The organism is Bacillus pumilus (genome assembly GCF_900186955.1).
Lineage (GTDB): Bacteria > Bacillota > Bacilli > Bacillales > Bacillaceae > Bacillus > Bacillus pumilus.
In genome coordinates this window covers 3,394,474-3,412,557 of the sequence record NZ_LT906438.1, presented here as the reverse complement: position 1 = coordinate 3,412,557, position 18,084 = coordinate 3,394,474, and the positions used below count along the sequence as shown (strand labels likewise).

Sequence of the window (18,084 nt, the reverse complement as noted above, 5' to 3'; positions counted from 1 at the left end):
ATATGCCGATATATTTCATAGAAGATTGTGTTTAGGTCATGTGAAAGAATTTTAATGAGGTGAGCACGTGTTAAAAGGACTATATACCGCAACATCTGCCATGATCGCTCAAGAGCGGCGGACAGAAATGCTTTCAAATAATATCGCAAATGCGAATACGCCAGGATATAAAGCGGATGAGGGGACCATGCGGGCATTTCCAGAAATGCTGCTAAGCCGAATGGAGTCAGGACGTTTCCAAACTTCCTCAGGCAAAGGTTTTAGTGTTCCACAGCAAACGCCGATTGGCGGCATTAATACGGGGACATATATGCAGGAACTGATTCCTCAATTTACACAAGGAACTTTAAAAACAACAGATCAAACAACGGATGTCGCACTAGTCGAAAATAATGTGCCGATCAACCCGGAGACCAATCAGAAATCAGCGCTTTTTTATGCGGTCAATACACCAGAAGGCGTTCGTTATACGAAAAGCAGCTCAATTACAATGAACGCACAAAATCAGTTGACTATCAATGGACGTGCCCTTCTTTCTGTCACAGGTCAGCCAATTACGGTTCAGAGTGAGAATTTCAAAGTGAATGCAGATGGAACTGTGAGTGAAAATGGACAAAATCTCGGGCAAATTGATGTGCGTGTTGCGATGGATACAAGGAACTTAGCGAGAGAAGGAAATGATTTATACCGTACAGCTGATAACCAGCCCCTGCCAAGCGCAGTCAATAACGGTCAAATGTCCTATACGTTAAGTCAAGGTGTATCGGAGCTGTCGAACGTGGATGTGACGAAATCATATACAGAAATGACAACCGCCTATCGAGCATTTGAAACAAACCAAAAAGTGGTTCAGGCGTATGATAAAAGCTTAGAAAAAGCAGTGAATGAAATCGGCAGAGTGTACTAATCAAGACATGAAAAAGAAAGGAGGATTCTCATGCTTAGAACGATGATCAATGCAGCTGTATCAATGAACGAAGTACAAAAGCAGCTTGATATTATCAGTAATAACATCGCGAACAGTGAAACAACAGGGTACCGTGCGAAAAATACCCGTTTCTCAGAGCTGATCAGACAACAGTTCAACCAGGTGGATGAAAAAAATGCGCAGGTGGCAAACAGTCGTCTGACACCTGATGGGCTAAGGCTTGGTACAGGTACGATGGTGAATGCGTCCATTAACTCGCTGCAAGGCTCGATTAAAGAAACAGGTCGTGATCTTGATGTTGCATTTGGAGCGCCGTCTCAGTATATGCAGGTCAATGTCGGCGGCAATATTCGTTATACAAGAGACGGTTCTCTTTACTTACAGCCAGGCAATAATCGTAATCAAGTGCAGCTTGTCACTAGCGAAGGCCATCCGATTCTTGATGAAAACGGAAATGAAATCGTCTTAAATGCGAATTTCCGTGATATTTCAATTGATAAAAATGGACGTCTAACAGCCATTTCAAGAGATAATCAACCGAATCAGCAAGTGAATCTAGGTGTTGTACAAGTCAATAACTCTTCAGCACTTGTCTCTGAAGGAGATAATTTGTTCTCAGTTGACGGTACTTATCAAGGTGCATTAACGGCACTAAATGGAGCAAACCGCCAAGCGATTCAGCTTCAGCAAGGTGCACTTGAAACGTCGAATGTGGACATGTCTAAAGAATTAACAGATCTCATGACAACACAGCGCTCCTATCAGATGAATTCAAGAACGATTACGATGGGTGATCAAATGCTTGGACTAGTGAATACAATTCGATAATGAGCAGGCTGACATCAGCCTCTCATGATAAAAAAGGCGGCTCGCTCAAAGTCGCCCTTTTTTTATAAAAATCTGAGACATCGGCAAGCAGATCCTCAAGATCAATCCAAGCTTCTTTTCGTTCAAGGCATGTGACGAGCCTTGCAATCTGCTCATCTGCCTTTGGCGTTTGGCTGTAGAGAAGAAATAAGATTTGGAACTTGATTCTTAATATATCAAATTGAGAAGCAACGGCTTCTTTCAATCCTTTTTGAATATACTTCATTCCTTCATCGGTTAAATTTTCTTTATAACAGGAACGCACAGTTTCGTAGAGGCACGATACATAGGAGTGTGCGGACTTCCGGTATGCTGGGAGACGAAGTGCTTTTTTAAAGTATTCCAGCGCTTTCTTGTGACGGTTTTGCCTCGACTGAATAAAGCCAGCGTCATAATAAACGATACCGAGCAGTTCTTGATCATCAATGATTTTCACGTATTCGATGATCTCAATAAAAAGAGCTTCTGCTTCTTCATATTTTTTTTGATCACTATAATTAAGACCAAGCACAATTTTACAACGATAGAGGCTGTGGTCATCCCCATGCTTTGCAAAGATATCCATGGCTTTTTGAACATGACGAATCGATAGCAACGAATAGCGGTTGTTGTAATAAACACCACTTGTACGGAAATGGAACTCTGCTTCCTCCAGCTCATCGTTAAGGAACGACAGTCGTTCTTCCGCCTTTTCGAGATAGTAGATCGCATCATTTTGATCGCTGTTTAAAGCTTCGTAAAGTCCGAGAAAGAAGTAAAAGTAATAGGCCAGTTCTTCGTTCATATCATCTTTGTGCTGCATCAATTCATGTTTCATTTTTTCTAAGTCCTCTGTCTGATTCATCCAGAGCTGCTGGCGAAAAAGCATCAGCTGATAATGTAAATAGAGTTCCTGTTTTTTTGATATTTTACGTTGATGTTTTAATAGAGTTGTTTTGATTTCTTCAGCCTTCGAAAAATGTCGATGCTTTAGCATTGTATACCACGAATGGAGAAGTTTTTTAATGGATTTATCACTTTTAAAATTCATTTTTACCCTCTTATTCAATCAATGATGTAATATATATTACCATATTTGTGAAAAAACAATGAGTGTAGTGTGGATTATATTTGATGACAATAGGTAATAGTAGATTCTATTTTTTACCATATATGTGGAGCGGACGTTGAAAAATACGAGCATTCATAATATACTTCTATAGGAATCAAATGAAGATCATCGATATAGAAAAAAGGAGAGATCAAGATATGCTTGATGCTCAGCAAATTCAAGACATTATTCCACACCGTTATCCATTCTTATTGGTCGACCGTATTTTAGAGGTTGAGGGAGAGAAAAGAGCGGTTGGGATTAAAAATGTCACAGTGAACGAAGAATTTTTTAATGGTCATTTCCCAGGATACCCAGTCATGCCGGGTGTGCTAATTGTAGAAGCACTTGCGCAGGTGTTTGGAGTCATTATGTTAGGCAAAGAAGAAAACAAAGGGAAAATTGGTTTATTTGCAGGAATTGATGGCTGCCGTTTCAAAAGACAGGTGAAGCCTGGCGATCAGCTTCGTTTAGAGGTAGAAGTGACGCGCCTCAAGGGTCCAGTTGCAAAAGGAAAAGCAGTAGCCACAGTAGATGGCGAAGTGGCATGTGAAGCAGAACTTACATTTTCTATCGGTCCTAAAGTATCATGATTTGCCTGGCGGTTCATCAAGGATGAATCGCTTTTTATATGGAAACAACTAGTCTGAACGGATCAGGACTTGCATTTTTGACAAAAAAACGTCATATTAGACAAAAAAGATGAAGGTGATAAAAGATGCTGAAAGAATTTAGAGAATTTGCAGTCAAGGGAAATGTCATTGACTTGGCTGTAGGTGTCATCATTGGGGGAGCATTTGGCAAAATTGTCACTTCTCTTGTGAATGATTTGATCATGCCGCTCGTCGGTATTATTATTGGCGGACATGATTTTAGCGGTCTATCTATTAAGATCGGATCTGCGCAAATTTTATATGGAAGCTTCATACAAACAGTGATTGATTTCTTGATTATCTCGTTTTCCATTTTTATCTTTATTCGTTATTTGAATAAATTAAAACGGAAAAAGGTAGAGGAAGAAGAGGTTGTAGAAACGCCGGATCAAACGGAAGTTTTACTAACTGAAATTAGAGATCTCTTGAAACATCAAAGCCAATCGAAAGATGTGCAATAGAAAAAGAGCGGCTAACCCCGCTCTCAGCGTGTAGGCAAACCCTCGCATTCGTTGTCAGGTCTGTGCTTCGGTGCTCGCCCTTTCTAGACTGCAAAGGTTTTCTATCACGCTGAAAGGAAGACAAAGGGCTAAAATAAGATTCATTTTAGCCCTTTGTCAACTATCTAAGAGCGGCTAATCCCGCTCTTTTTATGTGTTTTGTTTAAATGCATCCAGCAGTTTTTCTCCGGAAAGCCCCTCTTTGACGAGGTCTTTAAGTACTTCTTCGGTTTCTGTTCTGTAACGATTTGTAATCATCTTACCATCGAGCAGCACAGAAATGTTTTCTTCTAAAGCAACAATGTTTTTGACTTGGACAGATAGATGAACAGGGCGGTTGTTTTCTTTTGTGATCGTTACTAGAATCTTCACTTCAGTGTGCTGCTGAAAGAGCACCTCAAACACCTGTCTATGTTTCTTTGGAATGAGTGCCTCGATCATCCAGTGATTTTCACCATCTTCTTTATTAATGATTAAACCGTCACGAAGGGGAATGCTGGACATTTTATCTTGCTTTGGATCAAGTTCGATTTTTAAATCAATCAGCCTAAAGGTTTTCATTTTTTGCACCTCACAAGCGTTCATTATTCGTAAGTAACATTATAGCATACAACATCTGTATAAATGAAACCGCTGCCTGCTTAAAGCGAGCTGCATATGAGTGAAAGGAGATGTTTTATGGAGTCTTATCAATTGCGAAACATACATATTGGCGAGGAGAAGGCAAAGAGCACAATGCGCGTTTATTCGTGGGGAGACATTCTTTCATTTTGTGATGTGTACATGGAAGAAGGCGAGTCACTCACGTTTCAATACGTCACCGAGGATCAAATGGACTACTTTGAATTTCAATTGTCGATTCATGACGGGCAGCTTTGTTTTTATTGGTTTGCGTGGGACGGATCTGATTATATTCACATGCCTTCTAGTAATTGGATTCATTCAGATGTTTTTTATCAATTTATGAAAAATAAGTTTTTCATCAAACAAAACAAGATGATGTTTTATACTCAAGCGGTAAAAAGCAGAAATTAAAGAGGAAATAGAGAATTTGAGGGGGAATTTTGTCATTTTCATGTTTTGTCATATACAACCTTTCTCGGTAGACTAAGGGCAGTTGAAAGGAAAGGAGGTACGGTCTGAATCAAAAGGTAACGTCTAGCATCTGACAGCCCCCTCTAGCTAAAGCTGATAGACGCTGCCTTGAGCATAAGAACACTGCGTAATAGAACCATCGCTTCTTTGTATAGGTCATGTGTCCCCTTAAATCCCCTTGTGTGTATCCGGTCATGTAGCGTGGCCGGGTACCCTTTTATTCAATGATAAACCGATCACCTCTTGATGATGGATTTTATCAGCGGTATGATAGCCAAAATGGAGACAAAAAGGAGAGAACGATGACAAACATTCAATTGATTGCAACGGATTTAGACGGAACGTTATTGAATAGTGAACACAAAGTGAGTCAGGAAAATGAGCAGGCATTAAAGGAAGCAGCGGCGAATGGATTGGAAGTTATCGTTTCTACAGGAAGAGCGTATTTTGATGTGAGGTCTATTTTTGATGAGCTTGGGATGAATACATGGGTGATTAGTGCCAATGGAGCTGTGATTCATGATCCGGCTGGACAAGTATATCATTCAGCTGCTTTACAAGAAGAAAAGGCCAAACGCATATTGTCGTGGCTTGAAGAACGTGATTATTATTATGAAGTTTTTACAAACGAAGCCATTTTCACACCGAATCGTGGTAGAGAGCTTCTTGCGATTGAAATGGATCGCTTAAAAAGTGCAAATCCAGAAGCGGACCTGAGTGTTTTAAAACAAGCGGCAGAAGTGCAATACAGTCAGTCGGGTTTTTCTTATATTGATACATATAAAGAGTTGTTTCGTGAGGATCGAAAGCTTTCATTCTACAACATCTTAGGTTTCTCTTTCTTTGAAGAAAGATTGAAGGCAGGATGGGATATGTTTGGTGATGATTCAGATGTCACAATGGTCAGTTCAGCCGATCATAACTTTGAAATTGGTTCAAAGGATGCATCTAAAGGCCAGGCATTAACAAGGCTGGCAGAACGACTTGGTGTTCCTTTAAGCCAGACAGCGGCTGTAGGAGACAGTTTAAATGACGAATCGATGCTTCGAGCAGCTGGTGTTGGGGTTGCGATGGGCAATGCGAGACAGGATATGAAAGAAATCGCTGATCATGTCACGTTAACAAATGATGAACATGGTGTGGCGTATATGATTCGACACCTGTTGAAATAGATGCATCGGATGTCGTTGTATAAATCACATAGGATAAAGCGCATTCTACAAAAGAGTAATTCAGAACTACTTCTATTTACACATGATGTGGAACATCATATAATTTAATTATGAACATAACCCGCTTGTAAGGAAATTAAGGAGAGTAAACGAATGGCGCTGGAATCTTATAAGTCCGAAAATCTGCATTTAATCAAGGAAGCCTTAGACTATACTCAGGTTGGCCTGACGGTGACGGACCCGTCTTTACCTGATAATCCTTTAATATATGTGAACAAGGGCTTTTTAGATATGACAGGCTATCAAGAACCCGAAGTATTGGGGAAGAATTGTCGTTTCCTTCAAGGAAATGAAACAGAGCAAATTGCTCTCCAACAAATTAGAACAGCTATTGAGAACAAAGAGGCTGTCACTGTTCAGCTGAAAAATTATAAAAAATCTGGACAGATGTTTTGGAATGAGTTAAGTGTAGCTCCTCTTTGGATTGACGAAAATGAAGGGAAACGTCTTTATTTCGTTGGTCTGCAAAAAGATGTCACGAAAGAGAAGGAACAGCAGGAGCTTCTTGAGCAATCAATTGATGAAGTGCTGAACATTTCCGTTCCCATTGTTCCTGTGAAAGATGGTATTTCTGTGTTACCGATCATTGGTACGTTAACAGCGCCAAGATTTGATAAGATTATCTCCACAGTCTCCACCTATATCTCTCAATCCAAGGACGATTATTTTATTGTCGATCTGTCTGGTTTATTAGAAGTTGATTCATTTGTGGCAGATGCGATCTTTAAGCTGAACGATTTGATTTTAATGACAGGTACGGAACTCATCGTGACAGGAATTAAACCGAACCTTGCGATGAAAATGGGAGAAATGAGAGAAGACTTCCGTGAATTGAATACGTATATGAACGTGAAATCTGCATTGAAAAAACTGCACATTTAACCTATGTTCATATGAAATGAAAAAAGAGGACTTTTCATCATGTTTGAGAAAAGTCCTCTTTTTGCTTGGATTAAGATGATTGAGCGGCGGCACTTAATGTGAATAAATCCTCTAGTTCGTTTGTCGATAGCTCTGTAATCCAGCTTTCACTTTGGATAATTTGATCATTTAACGTTTGCTTTGTTTCGAGCATTTGATCGATTTTTTCTTCAATCGTGCCCGTTGTAATCATCTTATGGACGTGAACAAATCGTTTTTGTCCGATTCGATAAGCACGGTCGGTCGCTTGGTTTTCCACAGCAGGATTCCACCATCTGTCGTAGTGAATGACATGGTTTGCGGCGGTTAGGTTAAGTCCTGTTCCTCCTGCTTTTAAAGAGAGAATTAAGATGTTGAATTCTTTCTTCTGGAAGCGGTCCACCATTTTATCCCGTTCCTGTTTGGACAGACTGCCATTTAAAAATTGAACTGGTTCTCCAAACATTTTTTCCGCCAACTGCTTGATCATATTCCCCATTCCAATATACTGCGTAAAAATGAGGCAGCTTTCTCCTTGCTCATGTATTGCTTTTAACAGCTCTGCGAGTTTATCCATTTTTAATGAACGTTTCAGCAGTTTCACATCGGTTCCACTCTCTTTTAAATAGAGAGCCGGGTGATCGCAAATCTGTTTGAGTCTGCCGAGCATACTTAAAATAATGGCTTTCCGCTGCATTCCTGTTAACGAAGCCATGTGTTCGAATGTATCTTTCACGAGCTGTTCATATAAAGAAGCCTGCTCAGCAGATAGCGGAATGAATTCTTTTTCTTCGAGTTTCTCAGGCAGGTTCAGGGCGACCTCTTCATCTTGCTTTGTTCGTCTTAATAGGAAAGGCTTAATCAGCTGCTGCAGCTGTTCAATTCTTTTTTCATCACGGTCTTTTTCAATCGGCAGAACGAATTTCTTATGAAAGCTCGTCAGGCTGCCGAGATATCCTTTGTTGACGAAGTCAAAAATGGACCAAAGCTCTGTCAAACGGTTTTCCATAGGTGTCCCGCTAAGGGCAATGTGATGCTGCCCTTTGAGCTGTCTGATCGCTCTCGATTGTTTCGTATGGGCATTCTTAATGTTTTGGGCTTCGTCTAAACAAATCGTATCCCACTTTGATGACGTTAATTCATCACGATCAGAATGTGAGAGTCCATAAGACGTCAGGACAATATCTGTTGACTCGTATGCCTTTGTAAAGTGTTCCCCTTGAGGACGCGATGGCCCGTAATGCAAGGCAACATTCAAATGTGGTGCGAAGGTTTCAAGCTCTCGCTGCCAGTTTCCTAAAACAGAGGTCGGCGCAATGATAAGGGATGGAGCGGCATTTTGCTCCTGCTCCTTTAAATATGTGAAATACGCAATCATTTGAATCGTTTTTCCAAGACCCATATCGTCTGCTAAACAAGCCCCAAATCCATGAGATCTTAAGAATAACAGCCAGTTGACACCATGCTGCTGATACGGCCTGAGTGTGCCTTTGAAGGACTCACTCATTTCGTAGGAAGGCAGCTCATGCGTATCATTTAACTGATGAACAAGCCCTCTTAATTGAGACGAAAGTTCAAATTGAATATGTGCAAATGCTGAGCTGTCTAGCAGCTCTGGAATCGATTCAGAGGATGCTTCTTGATCTGCCAGTTCACGTGACAAAATATCAGACATGTGCAGCCCTTCATTTTCGGCACGCTCCATCCATTTTTTCATTTGCTGGATGAAGGTTGGATCGATTTTGATCCATTGTCCACGAATATTGACAAGGCGCCGTTTACTTTGGACAAGCTCGTTGAACTCATCTTCTGTCAGCTCGATGCCGTTTGTAGCGAAGCGCCAATTAAAGTCCATCAAGGCATCCATTCCGACATGCGACTCGCCTCTCGGGGTAGAGGAAATCCTTGCTTTTAGCATCATGGTGCTTTCTTTGACAATTTGCCACCACGATGGGAGCAGGATCTCAATGCCCATATTCACAAGTGTTTCACTTGCTTCAGATAGGAAGAGCCATGCTTCGTCTTCTGACATGAGCGTGGTGCCAGATGTGAAAGAGAGCCAAGGGACAATTTGACCGAATCGTTCCAGCTCTCTTGAGATTTTATCTTGATACGGATGCCAAGACCTTTTCAATGAACGGATGCCTTCAAAAAAGTGAAGGTCGCTGTTTTTCTTATCACGCAAAAACAATTCGATTTTCCAATCATCTCCGTCGAAATCCGGTTCATTTAAACGCAAGCCGACAGTGAAAGGTGTGTCGTCATCAATCCAGCCAATCGTTTCCAAGAAATCCTGCTCATCTAAAAAATGTCCTTGGAAGGATGAGAGCGCAGGCGATTGTTCTGTCATCCGGTTCCATTTGTGCTGTAAGGCATTATCAAATTGAATATAATCCTGTACGGCAAAGGAGAACCACTCAGCCGTATAGCCATCTAATAGTCCTTCTTTGTCTTTAAAACGAAGCACACCTTTTGTCCATGCCTCGTAATCGGGAATGAAATCTTCATCCTCAATGAATTCATAAATGGTGGAGGCGGTCTTCATCAGTGGTTCCGTTTCATCGGTTAGTGTCACATGACTAAAGGTATTAAACGAATTTTTTCCTAGCAGTTCGACGGTCATCCAAGGGCTTAGCAGGAAGGCAGGTGTGCCAATAAAGCTCACATCTTCTAAAAATGTTCCGTAAAAAGACGATTCGTGCCATTGGAAAAGCTGCCTCTTCATTTCATTAAGCGGAACAGGGTGTCCGTCCTCTGCTTGCGCTGAAATGGTGAAAGAGAAATCTTCTGTTTGTTCTGCATGAATGACAATTTGTTTATGGCGTGTCATCAATTAATTTTCCTTTCTTCATTTCCTCTTGGAACGCACGCAGCCGTTTCGTTGAATCCTGTAGCTGCTTTACATATCTTTCCCAAATCGCAGTTTTTTTCGTTTTATGATAAAGCGTGCGCAGTTTTTTTAGCATTTTCACAGATTCTCGGTAAGCACTTCGATTCTTTTGATCGAGAAGCTGTGAGATTTCACGGTGATATGATGGAATGAGCGCTTCAGGCTCCTCTTTTGCAATTTGTTTGATCAGATCCTTCTCCAGTTCACTGATGGAGAAACCAACAAGGCTGTGAATCTCAATCCATTCTGCATAACGCTGTTGTGCATATAATAGCTGACTATATTCAGTAAACGCATAGGGCATGCAAATCTGGAGGTAGCGTTCATATAAATGATGATCCTTCGTCTGCTTAAAGTATGCGTCTAAATAAAAGAAGAAATCACTGACGGCTCCTCGCAGTTCTCTGTAGGAAAGGTCGAGCTGGCAATATTCCTCTAAAATATAGGTGATCTCATGATACCAGAGCTTGAGCCGCTTCCAGTCCTTGCGGTTTGTCAGATCCTTCAGCCAATTGAGCACATTTGGCAGCATATCTGCATTGAGCAGCTTTAATTGCTGAAAAAGGCTATCGTCTTCTTTCAGTAAATAATCCATGTGCATCAATCCGATGGTACGTTCAACCGTTTGTTCTTGCTTCTGAGCGTTCCTTAGTAATTCTGTTTCTTTTTTAACCCATTTCCCTCTATTTAATATGGTGCCCCAAATCTCCATAAAGACCGCTACTCGTTCATGCTGGAAAGGTCCGTTTATTTGAAGAAGTGTCCGAACGGCAGTTGGTGTGTTTTCAAGAAACGGATCGAGGGAAAAGGAAAGGGCGTATGTCTTCAAGTGATCCACTGAATCGAAAATGGTGTTCATAAGCTGTTCGACATATGGATTCATGGAATAAAAGTCCTTCTCGGCATCAAGCTGGCCAAGGTCGATTAATTCATGAATCCTTAGCCACACATCGATTGACGTATGAATCGCATACAAACTCTTAAATTCAGGAGAATGAGGTGCGTGTTTTTTTAGGATCGATAAATAGCCGTAATACAAATGCTGCGGTGTTTGCTGGTGCTTTGGTGTCCGTTTCAGCCAGAGGTTAAATTCCTCTTGGAAAAAATTCAGCCAGCTTTGAAGTGATTGTTCGTCTGGGCGCTTCACTTGGAAGTGCTGACGAATCAATTCTTTGCTGCGCTGTAATTCATCCTTTTCTGACCAATTTTCTGTAAATCCAGTCACACTCTCCACTTGAGCGTATAGCGAAAAGAAGACAGCGAGAATGTGTTTACAAAGTCCATCTGCCGGACATGAGCAGCTGCTTCTCACAGGAAACAGCACATGAAGGTGGACTCTTGCTGCCACGACATCATGTACATAAGCTGACCATTCCGTATCAGATTCTTGCTTGAGACGATATACACTGTCCTGTCTATAAGTAATCAATGCTTTTTTGATGAGTTGTTTGTTTTCATCTGTTGCAGGAAGAAGTTCTTTGATCTGTTCGGCTGTTTGTTTGATTTCTTCCTCGTTGATGTTGTGCTGAAGCATTTGATCCGCTCCTAACCAAGTAAAAGATTCCAATTCTTTTATTATAGCTCAATGGTGATTTATAAAAAAGTTTTTCATGAAAATGGTCATAAATTTCAAAAGCTGTCGAATGATGTATTAGAGTATTGCATAAACCAACCTTACAGCATATAATAATGAAATTAGTGGAATCGAAAGGATACAGACATGGATAATAAGGGTTTGAATCAAGAAGAGTTTTTAAAAATTTTGATGTACGCTCATGATATTGGTGAGAATTCAAATGACGTCACCACAAAAGAAATGCTTGAAAATCTGATTGCTCATATTCGAAATGGTCTTGTTTCATAATAGTGACCCCCTGCTGGTGATGGCAGGGGGTTTTTGTATGCTTTTATGAATGGAACGAAAGCTCCCAGCATACGATGTCATTACAAGCATAAGGCGTATGGGGAGCTGATGGTGTCATGAATATTGCAATTGCAGGCTGTGGATATGTGGGACTGGTCACAGGTGTGTGTTTAGCGGAGGCAGGGCACAATGTGGCGTGTATTGATATTGACCGGAGAAAGGTCATGCAGCTGAAACAGGGACATCCACCAATGTATGAGCCAGGATTAAAAGAACTGCTGAAACGCAATCTTGAGCAAGGACGAATTCAATTTCACATAAATGGAGCGGCAGCCTACCCGCGGGCAGGTGTGTTAATGATTGCGGTTGGCACCCCGCAGCAGGCAGATGGCCAAGCTGATTTACAATATGTGTTTCAAGCCGCAAAGGAGATGGGTACAAAAGCGAAATCAGGTGCGGTTCTTGTGGTGAAAAGTACGGTGCCTGTTGGAACGGGTGATCAAATCGAACATATGATCCATCAAGAATTAGGACGGAATGAGCCATTATCGATTGCATCTAACCCAGAGTTTTTACGAGAAGGCTCTGCCATTTCAGATACATTGAGGGCAGATCGCCTTGTTATTGGGGCTGAAACAAAAGCTGTATTAGACCGGCTCGAGGAGATGTATGCTCATTTCCACCTGCCAGTGGTCAAGACAGACCGAAAAAGTGCAGAAATGATCAAGTATGCATCAAATGCTTTCCTTGCGACCAAAATCAGCTTTATGAATGAGATTGCCTCCATTTGTGAAAAAACAGGTGCTGATGTTGAATGGGTGGCGCAGGGAATGGGGCTCGATCAGCGGATTGGTTCTTCATTTCTCAAGGCGGGGATTGGCTACGGAGGTTCTTGTTTTCCAAAGGATACAAATGCACTTGTCCAAATCGCAGGGCATGTGTCGCATGATTTTGAGCTGTTAAAGGCTGTTATCAAAGTAAACAATGAGCAGCGAGCCGGTTTTATCCGAAGTATTCAGGAGAGACTGGGATCAAATCTTGAAGGAAAGCGAATTGCACTTCTTGGCCTTGCTTTTAAACCGAATACAGACGATATGAGGGAGGCGCCGTCGGTTCCAATTGCTCATGAACTCCATCAATTAGGCGCGGAGCTTGTGGCGTATGATTCTGTTGCCGCACGCAATGCCGCTCGTGAGCTACCTGAAAAAGTCGTGTTTGCTCATACGATTGAAGAAGCGCTAAAGGATGTCCATGCAGCTTGTATATTAACAGAGTGGACAGAAATTCAGACGTTCCCGCTTACGTCCTATAAGGAATGGATGAGACAGCCGCTTATTTTCGATGGGCGAAACTGCCATACGCTTGAAGCGGCAGAACAAGCAGGAGTCGAGTATCATTCGATTGGGCGCAGACCGGTTTCTCCAATATATATGTAAAAGAAAACCGATAACAGGTCATGTTATCGGTTTTAGCGTGTAGACAAACCCTCGCATTCGTTGTCAGACCTGCGCGCTGGTGCTCACGAATGTCAAATTCGCTCTGCTCCAGTGCTCGCTCTTCCTAGACTTCAAAGGTTTTCTATCACGCTGAAAGGAAGACAAATGGCTAAAATAAAATTCATTTTAGCCATTTGTCAACAATTTGTAACCGATAACAGGTCATGTTATCGGTTTTTTTAATGCGGCAGAATGAATCCGCCATATAAAAAGGCAGCCACAATGAGAAAGGCGGGGTGCATTTTGAATTTAGTCATAAAGAAAAAGGAGATCGCGGCAATGGCGAGCGACTGCGTCCAGCCAATGGCTTTCACTGCATCTCCGCCAATTTCCCATGTTAATAAAAGCATCATCATCGCAATGACAGGCTGGACGGATAAGGTCATGCCTTTGACGACAGGGGATTGGCGAAAACGGTCAATCAGCTTGAGCAATAAAATCAATCCAATGGCTGATGGCAGTACAGTTGCAAGCAGTGCCACAATAAAGCCTGGCCAGCCCATGACGTCATAGCCGACATATGCCGCGATTTTCGTCGCAATTGGTCCTGGCAGTGCATTGGCTAAAGCAAGCATATTGGAAAATCCTTCGTTCGTCATCCAATGAAAATGGTTGACGATTTCTTCATAATTCAGCGGGATGGATGCAGGTCCTCCGCCATATCCTAATAGATTGGACAAGAAGAATGCCCAGAATAAAAAGAAAATCAGCATCATGAAGACACTCCTTTCTCTTTATTTGGTCGATTCCAGCGTTGTTTCAGTTTGAAATGAAAAGCACCATAGCATAAAAAGATGATAACAATGATTCCTGGATGAATGGACAGCACCTGTAGCCCGATAAAGGCAAGAAGGAACAGAGCGATCCCGAAGATCATTCCGAAGCCTTTCAGCGTTTTTTGACCAAACTCGTATGCCATGATCCCGAGCAGGACGGCAATAACTGGTGTCACGGCGCCAATCATATTTTGAATGATTTGTGAGGAGCTTAAGACGCTGACAAGTGTGACGAGTGCCACCATGGCGAGGCATGTCGGTAAAATATGGGCAGCTGTTGCGACAATTGCGCCGGATACGCCCTTCAATCGATAGCCGAGATATGCTGACATTTTGGTCGCGATCGGACCTGGTAATGCGTTGGCGATGGCGAGTGTTTCTCCAAACTCGTCATCATTGACCCATTGATATTTCACCACCGCTTCATGGCGAATGAGTGGTATGACGGAAGGACCTCCGCCAAAACCGAGAATACCGGTTCGCACCATAGCGATGATGAGTTCGATATATGATTGCAAGTGCTTCAACTCCTGTCTACAATTTCATGCCCATTCGGCTTTTGTATCGTTTAATGAGCATTTGGCAGTCCACACTCACGACGCCTTCTAGCGGGTACAGTTTTTTTGTCAGGAATGTCTCCATTTCCTGTTCATTTTGAAAAATGCCATGCATATGCAGCTTGCTTGGCCCTGTCATGTGATAAAGACTTGTGACAGCTGTTTCCTGCTCAAGCTGAAGGGCGACTGCTTCTAAAAATTTCGGCTCCACTTCTACATTAAAGAAGACAGAAACATGAATGCCGATCTTAGCAGGATTGATGACCGTTGTGAATCGTTCAATGACGCCTGCTTCAATGAGCTGCTGTATACGGGCTTGTACAGCAACACGTGAAAGACCGACTTGTTTCCCGAGATCTGTATAGGACATACGCCCGTCCTCGTGTAATATGGATAAAATTTGTTTATCTCTTTCATCTAATGTTAAGTTCGGAATGCTATAGTCGTTTGACACCGTATGACCACCTTTCTTCTGTTGATATTTTAACATATTTCATTACGAATAGAATGAGTGAATTTAAATTTACTAACGAAATGAAATATAATGAAGTGATAAGTATTCTTTTTGCATAAAAAAACACCCCGGGATCACCGGGATGTCTTTATTTTATTGATCTGGACTGCTTTCTGCACTGGCAATTTGTTGTGCGAGGTCAGCTCGATCAATGTCTGCTTGGAAGAATTCCTGCGTATTTGGCAAGTGTAAATTCATATGACGTTTTTGAGAAATTCGGATGGTCACTTGATCAACAGTGTAATCAAAAACGTGTCCGCCGACACTTCGATCGTCATCAATGAAATGAAGATGATATCCACTCACTGCAATACCATGTGCGTACTGCGGTGTACGGAAACCGGCGATCGTTCCTTGAATATCCTCGAAATCGAAGATGGGCTGTGACTTGACTGCTTCCACCATCGGAACGTAAGGTTTTTCCTGTTTTTCGACCGTACGTGTTTGCACCTTTTTGAATGATCCATCAATTCGGATTGCATAAAACACATTCTTACTTGGTAAAATGCGGTCGATTTCTTCTTCTAGCTCTTTGCTCGTCATGGCTGCATCAATTCGATGAACGATATCTGTTTCAAAGAATGCTAAAGAGCAGAAGGGTGAATAGTCTTGATTGGTAACCGGTGTCGCTGTTCCATCCGAGCGCAGTCGGTAGAATGCGCCATCAAAGCCGATCAGCTCTCCATCTAATTGATTGAATGTACCAATACCGAAATCACCGTGCTCGGGAATTTGTGAAAGGGAGAAATCTCCATCATATACGGCTTCCAGCAAAGAGGTCATCGTCGATACTTGATAGACCTCTTGCTGTTTGTCATGTTGTTTTGTGTCGCTGTGTTGATTCATTGGGTGCATCATACCCATATCCGCTCACTCCTTTGGTGTAATGTATGGACATCTTATCAGACGTTCAATGTGCGATTTTCACGAAAGACTTCTGGCCATTTTTGACTGGCGAGGTCTGGGTTGTCTTGATAGTCAATCGGAATATCAATAATAACGGGTCCTTCTATGTTTATACCCTTTTGGAGGACAGTTGAAAGCTCTTCAGGTGAGTTAACCCGTAATCCAGTCGCTCCAAAGCTTTCCGCATATTTCACTAAGTCGATCTGTCCGAATTCAACGCAGGATGTGCGGTCATATTTCATTTCCTGCTGAAATGCCACCATGTCGTATGTGCTGTCATTCCAAACAAGGTGAACAAGATTTGTTTTCATGCGGACAGCTGTTTCTAGCTCCATTGCAGAGAAGAGAAAACCGCCATCACCAGAGACCGAAATGATCTTTTCATCTGGATTCAATATGGAAGCCGCAATGGCCCAAGGTAAGGCGACGCCTAATGTTTGCATTCCGTTGCTCACGAGGAATGTGTTCGGCTCATAGACGCGGAAGTGACGCGACATCCAAATCGCGTGAGACCCGATATCACATGTGACCTTCGTGTCATCAGGAATCAGGCGTCTTAATGTATGAATGACATCCAGCGGGTGAGATAGATGGCTTTCTCTTTCTGGTGCTTTTTCAATGTCGCTTAACAGCTCCTGCAATTCAGTGACGAATTCAATTTGTTCTTTGCATAGAGAAAGTGGAACACTGTCATGGGCTAGATGTTTAACGGTTTCAGCTATATTGCCAACAAGCTCAAGCGCCGGCTCATAAAAATGGTCAATATCTGCCTGGATGTCATCGACATGGATGATCTGTCGCTGCTTCGGCTGAATATTCCAATGCTTTGGATCGTATTCAATTGGATCAAAGCCGATGGTTAAAAGGACATCTGCTTGTTCAATGAGAAGATCCCCCGGCTGATTTCGGAATAAACCGATTCTGCCTACATATTGAGACTCAAGCTCTCTTGAGAGAACGCCGGCTCCTTGGTACGTTTCGACAAATGGAATTCCAAGTGTTTTCAATAATGTTCTTGTGGCCTTTGCAGCAGCTGGACGACTTGCTTTCATTCCCACAATGGCAACAGGTAAGTGTGCATTTTGAATTTTGGCGATAGCCGAGCTGATGAGAGCATCCGGTGCAGGACCTAGTTCTGGAGAAGGGTGAGCAGACACTGGTATTTGTGTGGTGTGTTCTGTCACGACATCTTGTGGAAAGCTGATAAATGCTGCACCAGCCTGCCCCTTTTGTGCCGCGCGAAAAGCATTTGTTAAGGCTTCGGGTATATTATGAACGTCTTGTACTTCAACACTGTATTTTGTGACTGGTTTGAATAATGCCGCATTGTCGAGTGATTGATGTGTTCGTTTCAGCCGATCCGCACGAATGACGTTTCCAGCGATTGCGACAACAGGATCACCTTCTGTATTGGCTGTTAATAGACCTGTTGCTAAATTAGATGCGCCAGGACCTGATGTGACGAGACAAACACCTGGTTTGCCGGTTAAGCGGCCGACAGCAGCTGCCATAAAGGCGGCATTTTGTTCGTGTCTGCATAGGACAAGCTCTGGACCTCTGTCTTTTAATACATCAAATACGGCGTCAATTTTTGCACCTGGAATTGCAAAAACATGGGTCACACCTTGAGCAATCAGCGTATCAACAATCAATTCTGCTCCTCGTCTTGTTAGGGGTTGTGCTTGAGAATTCATTTACCCCGCACTCCTTTCGGCAAGTAAAATTTTTTATGAAAATATATTTTCATGATATGATTTACTATACATTTCAAAATGGAAAATTTCCAATATCTGTTTAACGTGGTTTTAATATGTTT

General features: G+C 42.2%; 18 protein-coding genes. 9 read left to right on the top strand and 9 right to left on the bottom strand.

Annotated elements, in window-relative coordinates:
* The first annotated feature begins 67 nt into the window (after positions 1-67).
* Positions 68-907 carry a flagellar hook-basal body protein gene (locus CKW02_RS17820; RefSeq protein ID WP_003215293.1) on the top strand — a complete coding sequence of 280 codons (840 nt, stop codon included), beginning with the start codon at positions 68-70 and terminating at the stop codon, positions 905-907.
* 30 nt (positions 908-937) lie between these two features.
* Positions 938-1,756: a flagellar hook-basal body protein gene (locus CKW02_RS17815; protein WP_003215031.1), complete on the top strand. Its 819-nt coding sequence runs from the start codon at positions 938-940 to the stop codon at positions 1,754-1,756.
* A 22-nt stretch (positions 1,757-1,778) separates the two neighbouring features.
* Here CKW02_RS17815 and CKW02_RS17810 read toward each other — a convergent pair whose 3' ends face one another.
* Positions 1,779-2,825 carry a tetratricopeptide repeat protein gene (locus tag CKW02_RS17810; protein WP_231953208.1) on the bottom strand — a complete coding sequence of 349 codons (1,047 nt, stop codon included), beginning with the start codon at positions 2,823-2,825 and terminating at the stop codon, positions 1,779-1,781.
* Positions 2,826-3,043: 218 nt separating this feature from the next.
* On the opposite strand from CKW02_RS17810, the gene fabZ reads away from it, so the two are divergent.
* On the top strand, positions 3,044-3,478 hold the full coding sequence (gene fabZ, locus CKW02_RS17805) for a 3-hydroxyacyl-ACP dehydratase FabZ (protein ID WP_034620258.1): 435 nt from the start codon (positions 3,044-3,046) through the stop codon (positions 3,476-3,478).
* A gap of 125 nt (positions 3,479-3,603) precedes the next feature.
* Positions 3,604-3,999, top strand: a complete 396-nt coding sequence (gene mscL / locus CKW02_RS17800) for a large conductance mechanosensitive channel protein MscL (protein ID WP_003215139.1) — start codon at positions 3,604-3,606, stop codon at positions 3,997-3,999.
* Positions 4,000-4,188: 189 nt separating this feature from the next.
* On the opposite strand, the gene CKW02_RS17795 is transcribed toward mscL, so the two are convergent.
* Positions 4,189-4,599, bottom strand: a complete 411-nt coding sequence (locus CKW02_RS17795; RefSeq protein WP_003215215.1) for a YwpF-like family protein — start codon at positions 4,597-4,599, stop codon at positions 4,189-4,191.
* A 117-nt stretch (positions 4,600-4,716) separates the two neighbouring features.
* Between CKW02_RS17795 and CKW02_RS17790 the strand changes: the two genes are divergently transcribed.
* The 3 genes from CKW02_RS17790 to ytvA all read left to right on the top strand — a co-directional run bounded on the left by CKW02_RS17790 (position 4,717) and on the right by ytvA (position 7,247).
* A complete protein-coding gene (locus CKW02_RS17790) occupies positions 4,717-5,073 on the top strand; it encodes a hypothetical protein (RefSeq protein ID WP_003214951.1) in 357 nt (118 codons plus the stop codon).
* A 371-nt stretch (positions 5,074-5,444) separates the two neighbouring features.
* Positions 5,445-6,305: a Cof-type HAD-IIB family hydrolase gene (locus CKW02_RS17785; RefSeq protein WP_034620324.1), complete on the top strand. Its 861-nt coding sequence runs from the start codon at positions 5,445-5,447 to the stop codon at positions 6,303-6,305.
* Positions 6,306-6,458: 153 nt separating this feature from the next.
* Positions 6,459-7,247, top strand: coding sequence for a YtvA family blue-light photoreceptor (ytvA, locus tag CKW02_RS17780; RefSeq protein WP_003214597.1), 789 nt, complete (start codon positions 6,459-6,461; stop codon positions 7,245-7,247).
* A gap of 70 nt (positions 7,248-7,317) precedes the next feature.
* On the opposite strand, the gene CKW02_RS17775 is transcribed toward ytvA, so the two are convergent.
* On the bottom strand, positions 7,318-10,095 hold the full coding sequence (locus tag CKW02_RS17775; protein WP_003215307.1) for a DEAD/DEAH box helicase: 2,778 nt from the start codon (positions 10,093-10,095) through the stop codon (positions 7,318-7,320).
* Complete coding sequence (locus tag CKW02_RS17770) at positions 10,082-11,689, bottom strand: SWIM zinc finger family protein (protein ID WP_003215123.1); 1,608 nt, start codon at positions 11,687-11,689, stop codon at positions 10,082-10,084. Before CKW02_RS17770 ends, CKW02_RS17775 begins: the two co-directional genes overlap by 14 nt.
* Before the next feature lie 186 nt (positions 11,690-11,875).
* Between CKW02_RS17770 and CKW02_RS20365 the strand changes: the two genes are divergently transcribed.
* Complete coding sequence (locus tag CKW02_RS20365; RefSeq protein WP_003214884.1) at positions 11,876-12,019, top strand: YwzD family small protein; 144 nt, start codon at positions 11,876-11,878, stop codon at positions 12,017-12,019.
* Positions 12,020-12,135: 116 nt separating this feature from the next.
* A complete protein-coding gene (locus CKW02_RS17760; protein ID WP_003215232.1) occupies positions 12,136-13,455 on the top strand; it encodes a UDP-glucose dehydrogenase family protein in 1,320 nt (439 codons plus the stop codon).
* Positions 13,456-13,694: 239 nt separating this feature from the next.
* Here CKW02_RS17760 and CKW02_RS17750 read toward each other — a convergent pair whose 3' ends face one another.
* The 5 genes from CKW02_RS17750 to alsS form a co-directional block, all read right to left on the bottom strand.
* Positions 13,695-14,228 carry a chromate efflux transporter ChrA gene (locus CKW02_RS17750; protein ID WP_034620321.1) on the bottom strand — a complete coding sequence of 178 codons (534 nt, stop codon included), beginning with the start codon at positions 14,226-14,228 and terminating at the stop codon, positions 13,695-13,697.
* The gene (locus CKW02_RS17745; protein WP_003214813.1) at positions 14,228-14,809 is read right to left on the bottom strand and encodes a chromate efflux transporter ChrB; all 582 of its coding nucleotides are present in this window, start codon (positions 14,807-14,809) and stop codon (positions 14,228-14,230) included. Before CKW02_RS17745 ends, CKW02_RS17750 begins: the two co-directional genes overlap by 1 nt.
* A 16-nt stretch (positions 14,810-14,825) precedes the next feature.
* Positions 14,826-15,302 (bottom strand): chromate efflux transcriptional regulator ChrS, encoded by a 477-nt coding sequence (locus CKW02_RS17740; RefSeq protein ID WP_003214832.1) that lies wholly within the window; start codon positions 15,300-15,302, stop codon positions 14,826-14,828.
* 153 nt (positions 15,303-15,455) lie between these two features.
* Complete coding sequence (gene budA, locus CKW02_RS17735; RefSeq protein WP_003215261.1) at positions 15,456-16,226, bottom strand: acetolactate decarboxylase; 771 nt, start codon at positions 16,224-16,226, stop codon at positions 15,456-15,458.
* Between the two features lie 38 nt (positions 16,227-16,264).
* Positions 16,265-17,962, bottom strand: a complete 1,698-nt coding sequence (gene alsS / locus CKW02_RS17730) for an acetolactate synthase AlsS (RefSeq protein WP_003214562.1) — start codon at positions 17,960-17,962, stop codon at positions 16,265-16,267.
* Positions 17,963-18,084 lie beyond the last annotated feature (122 nt).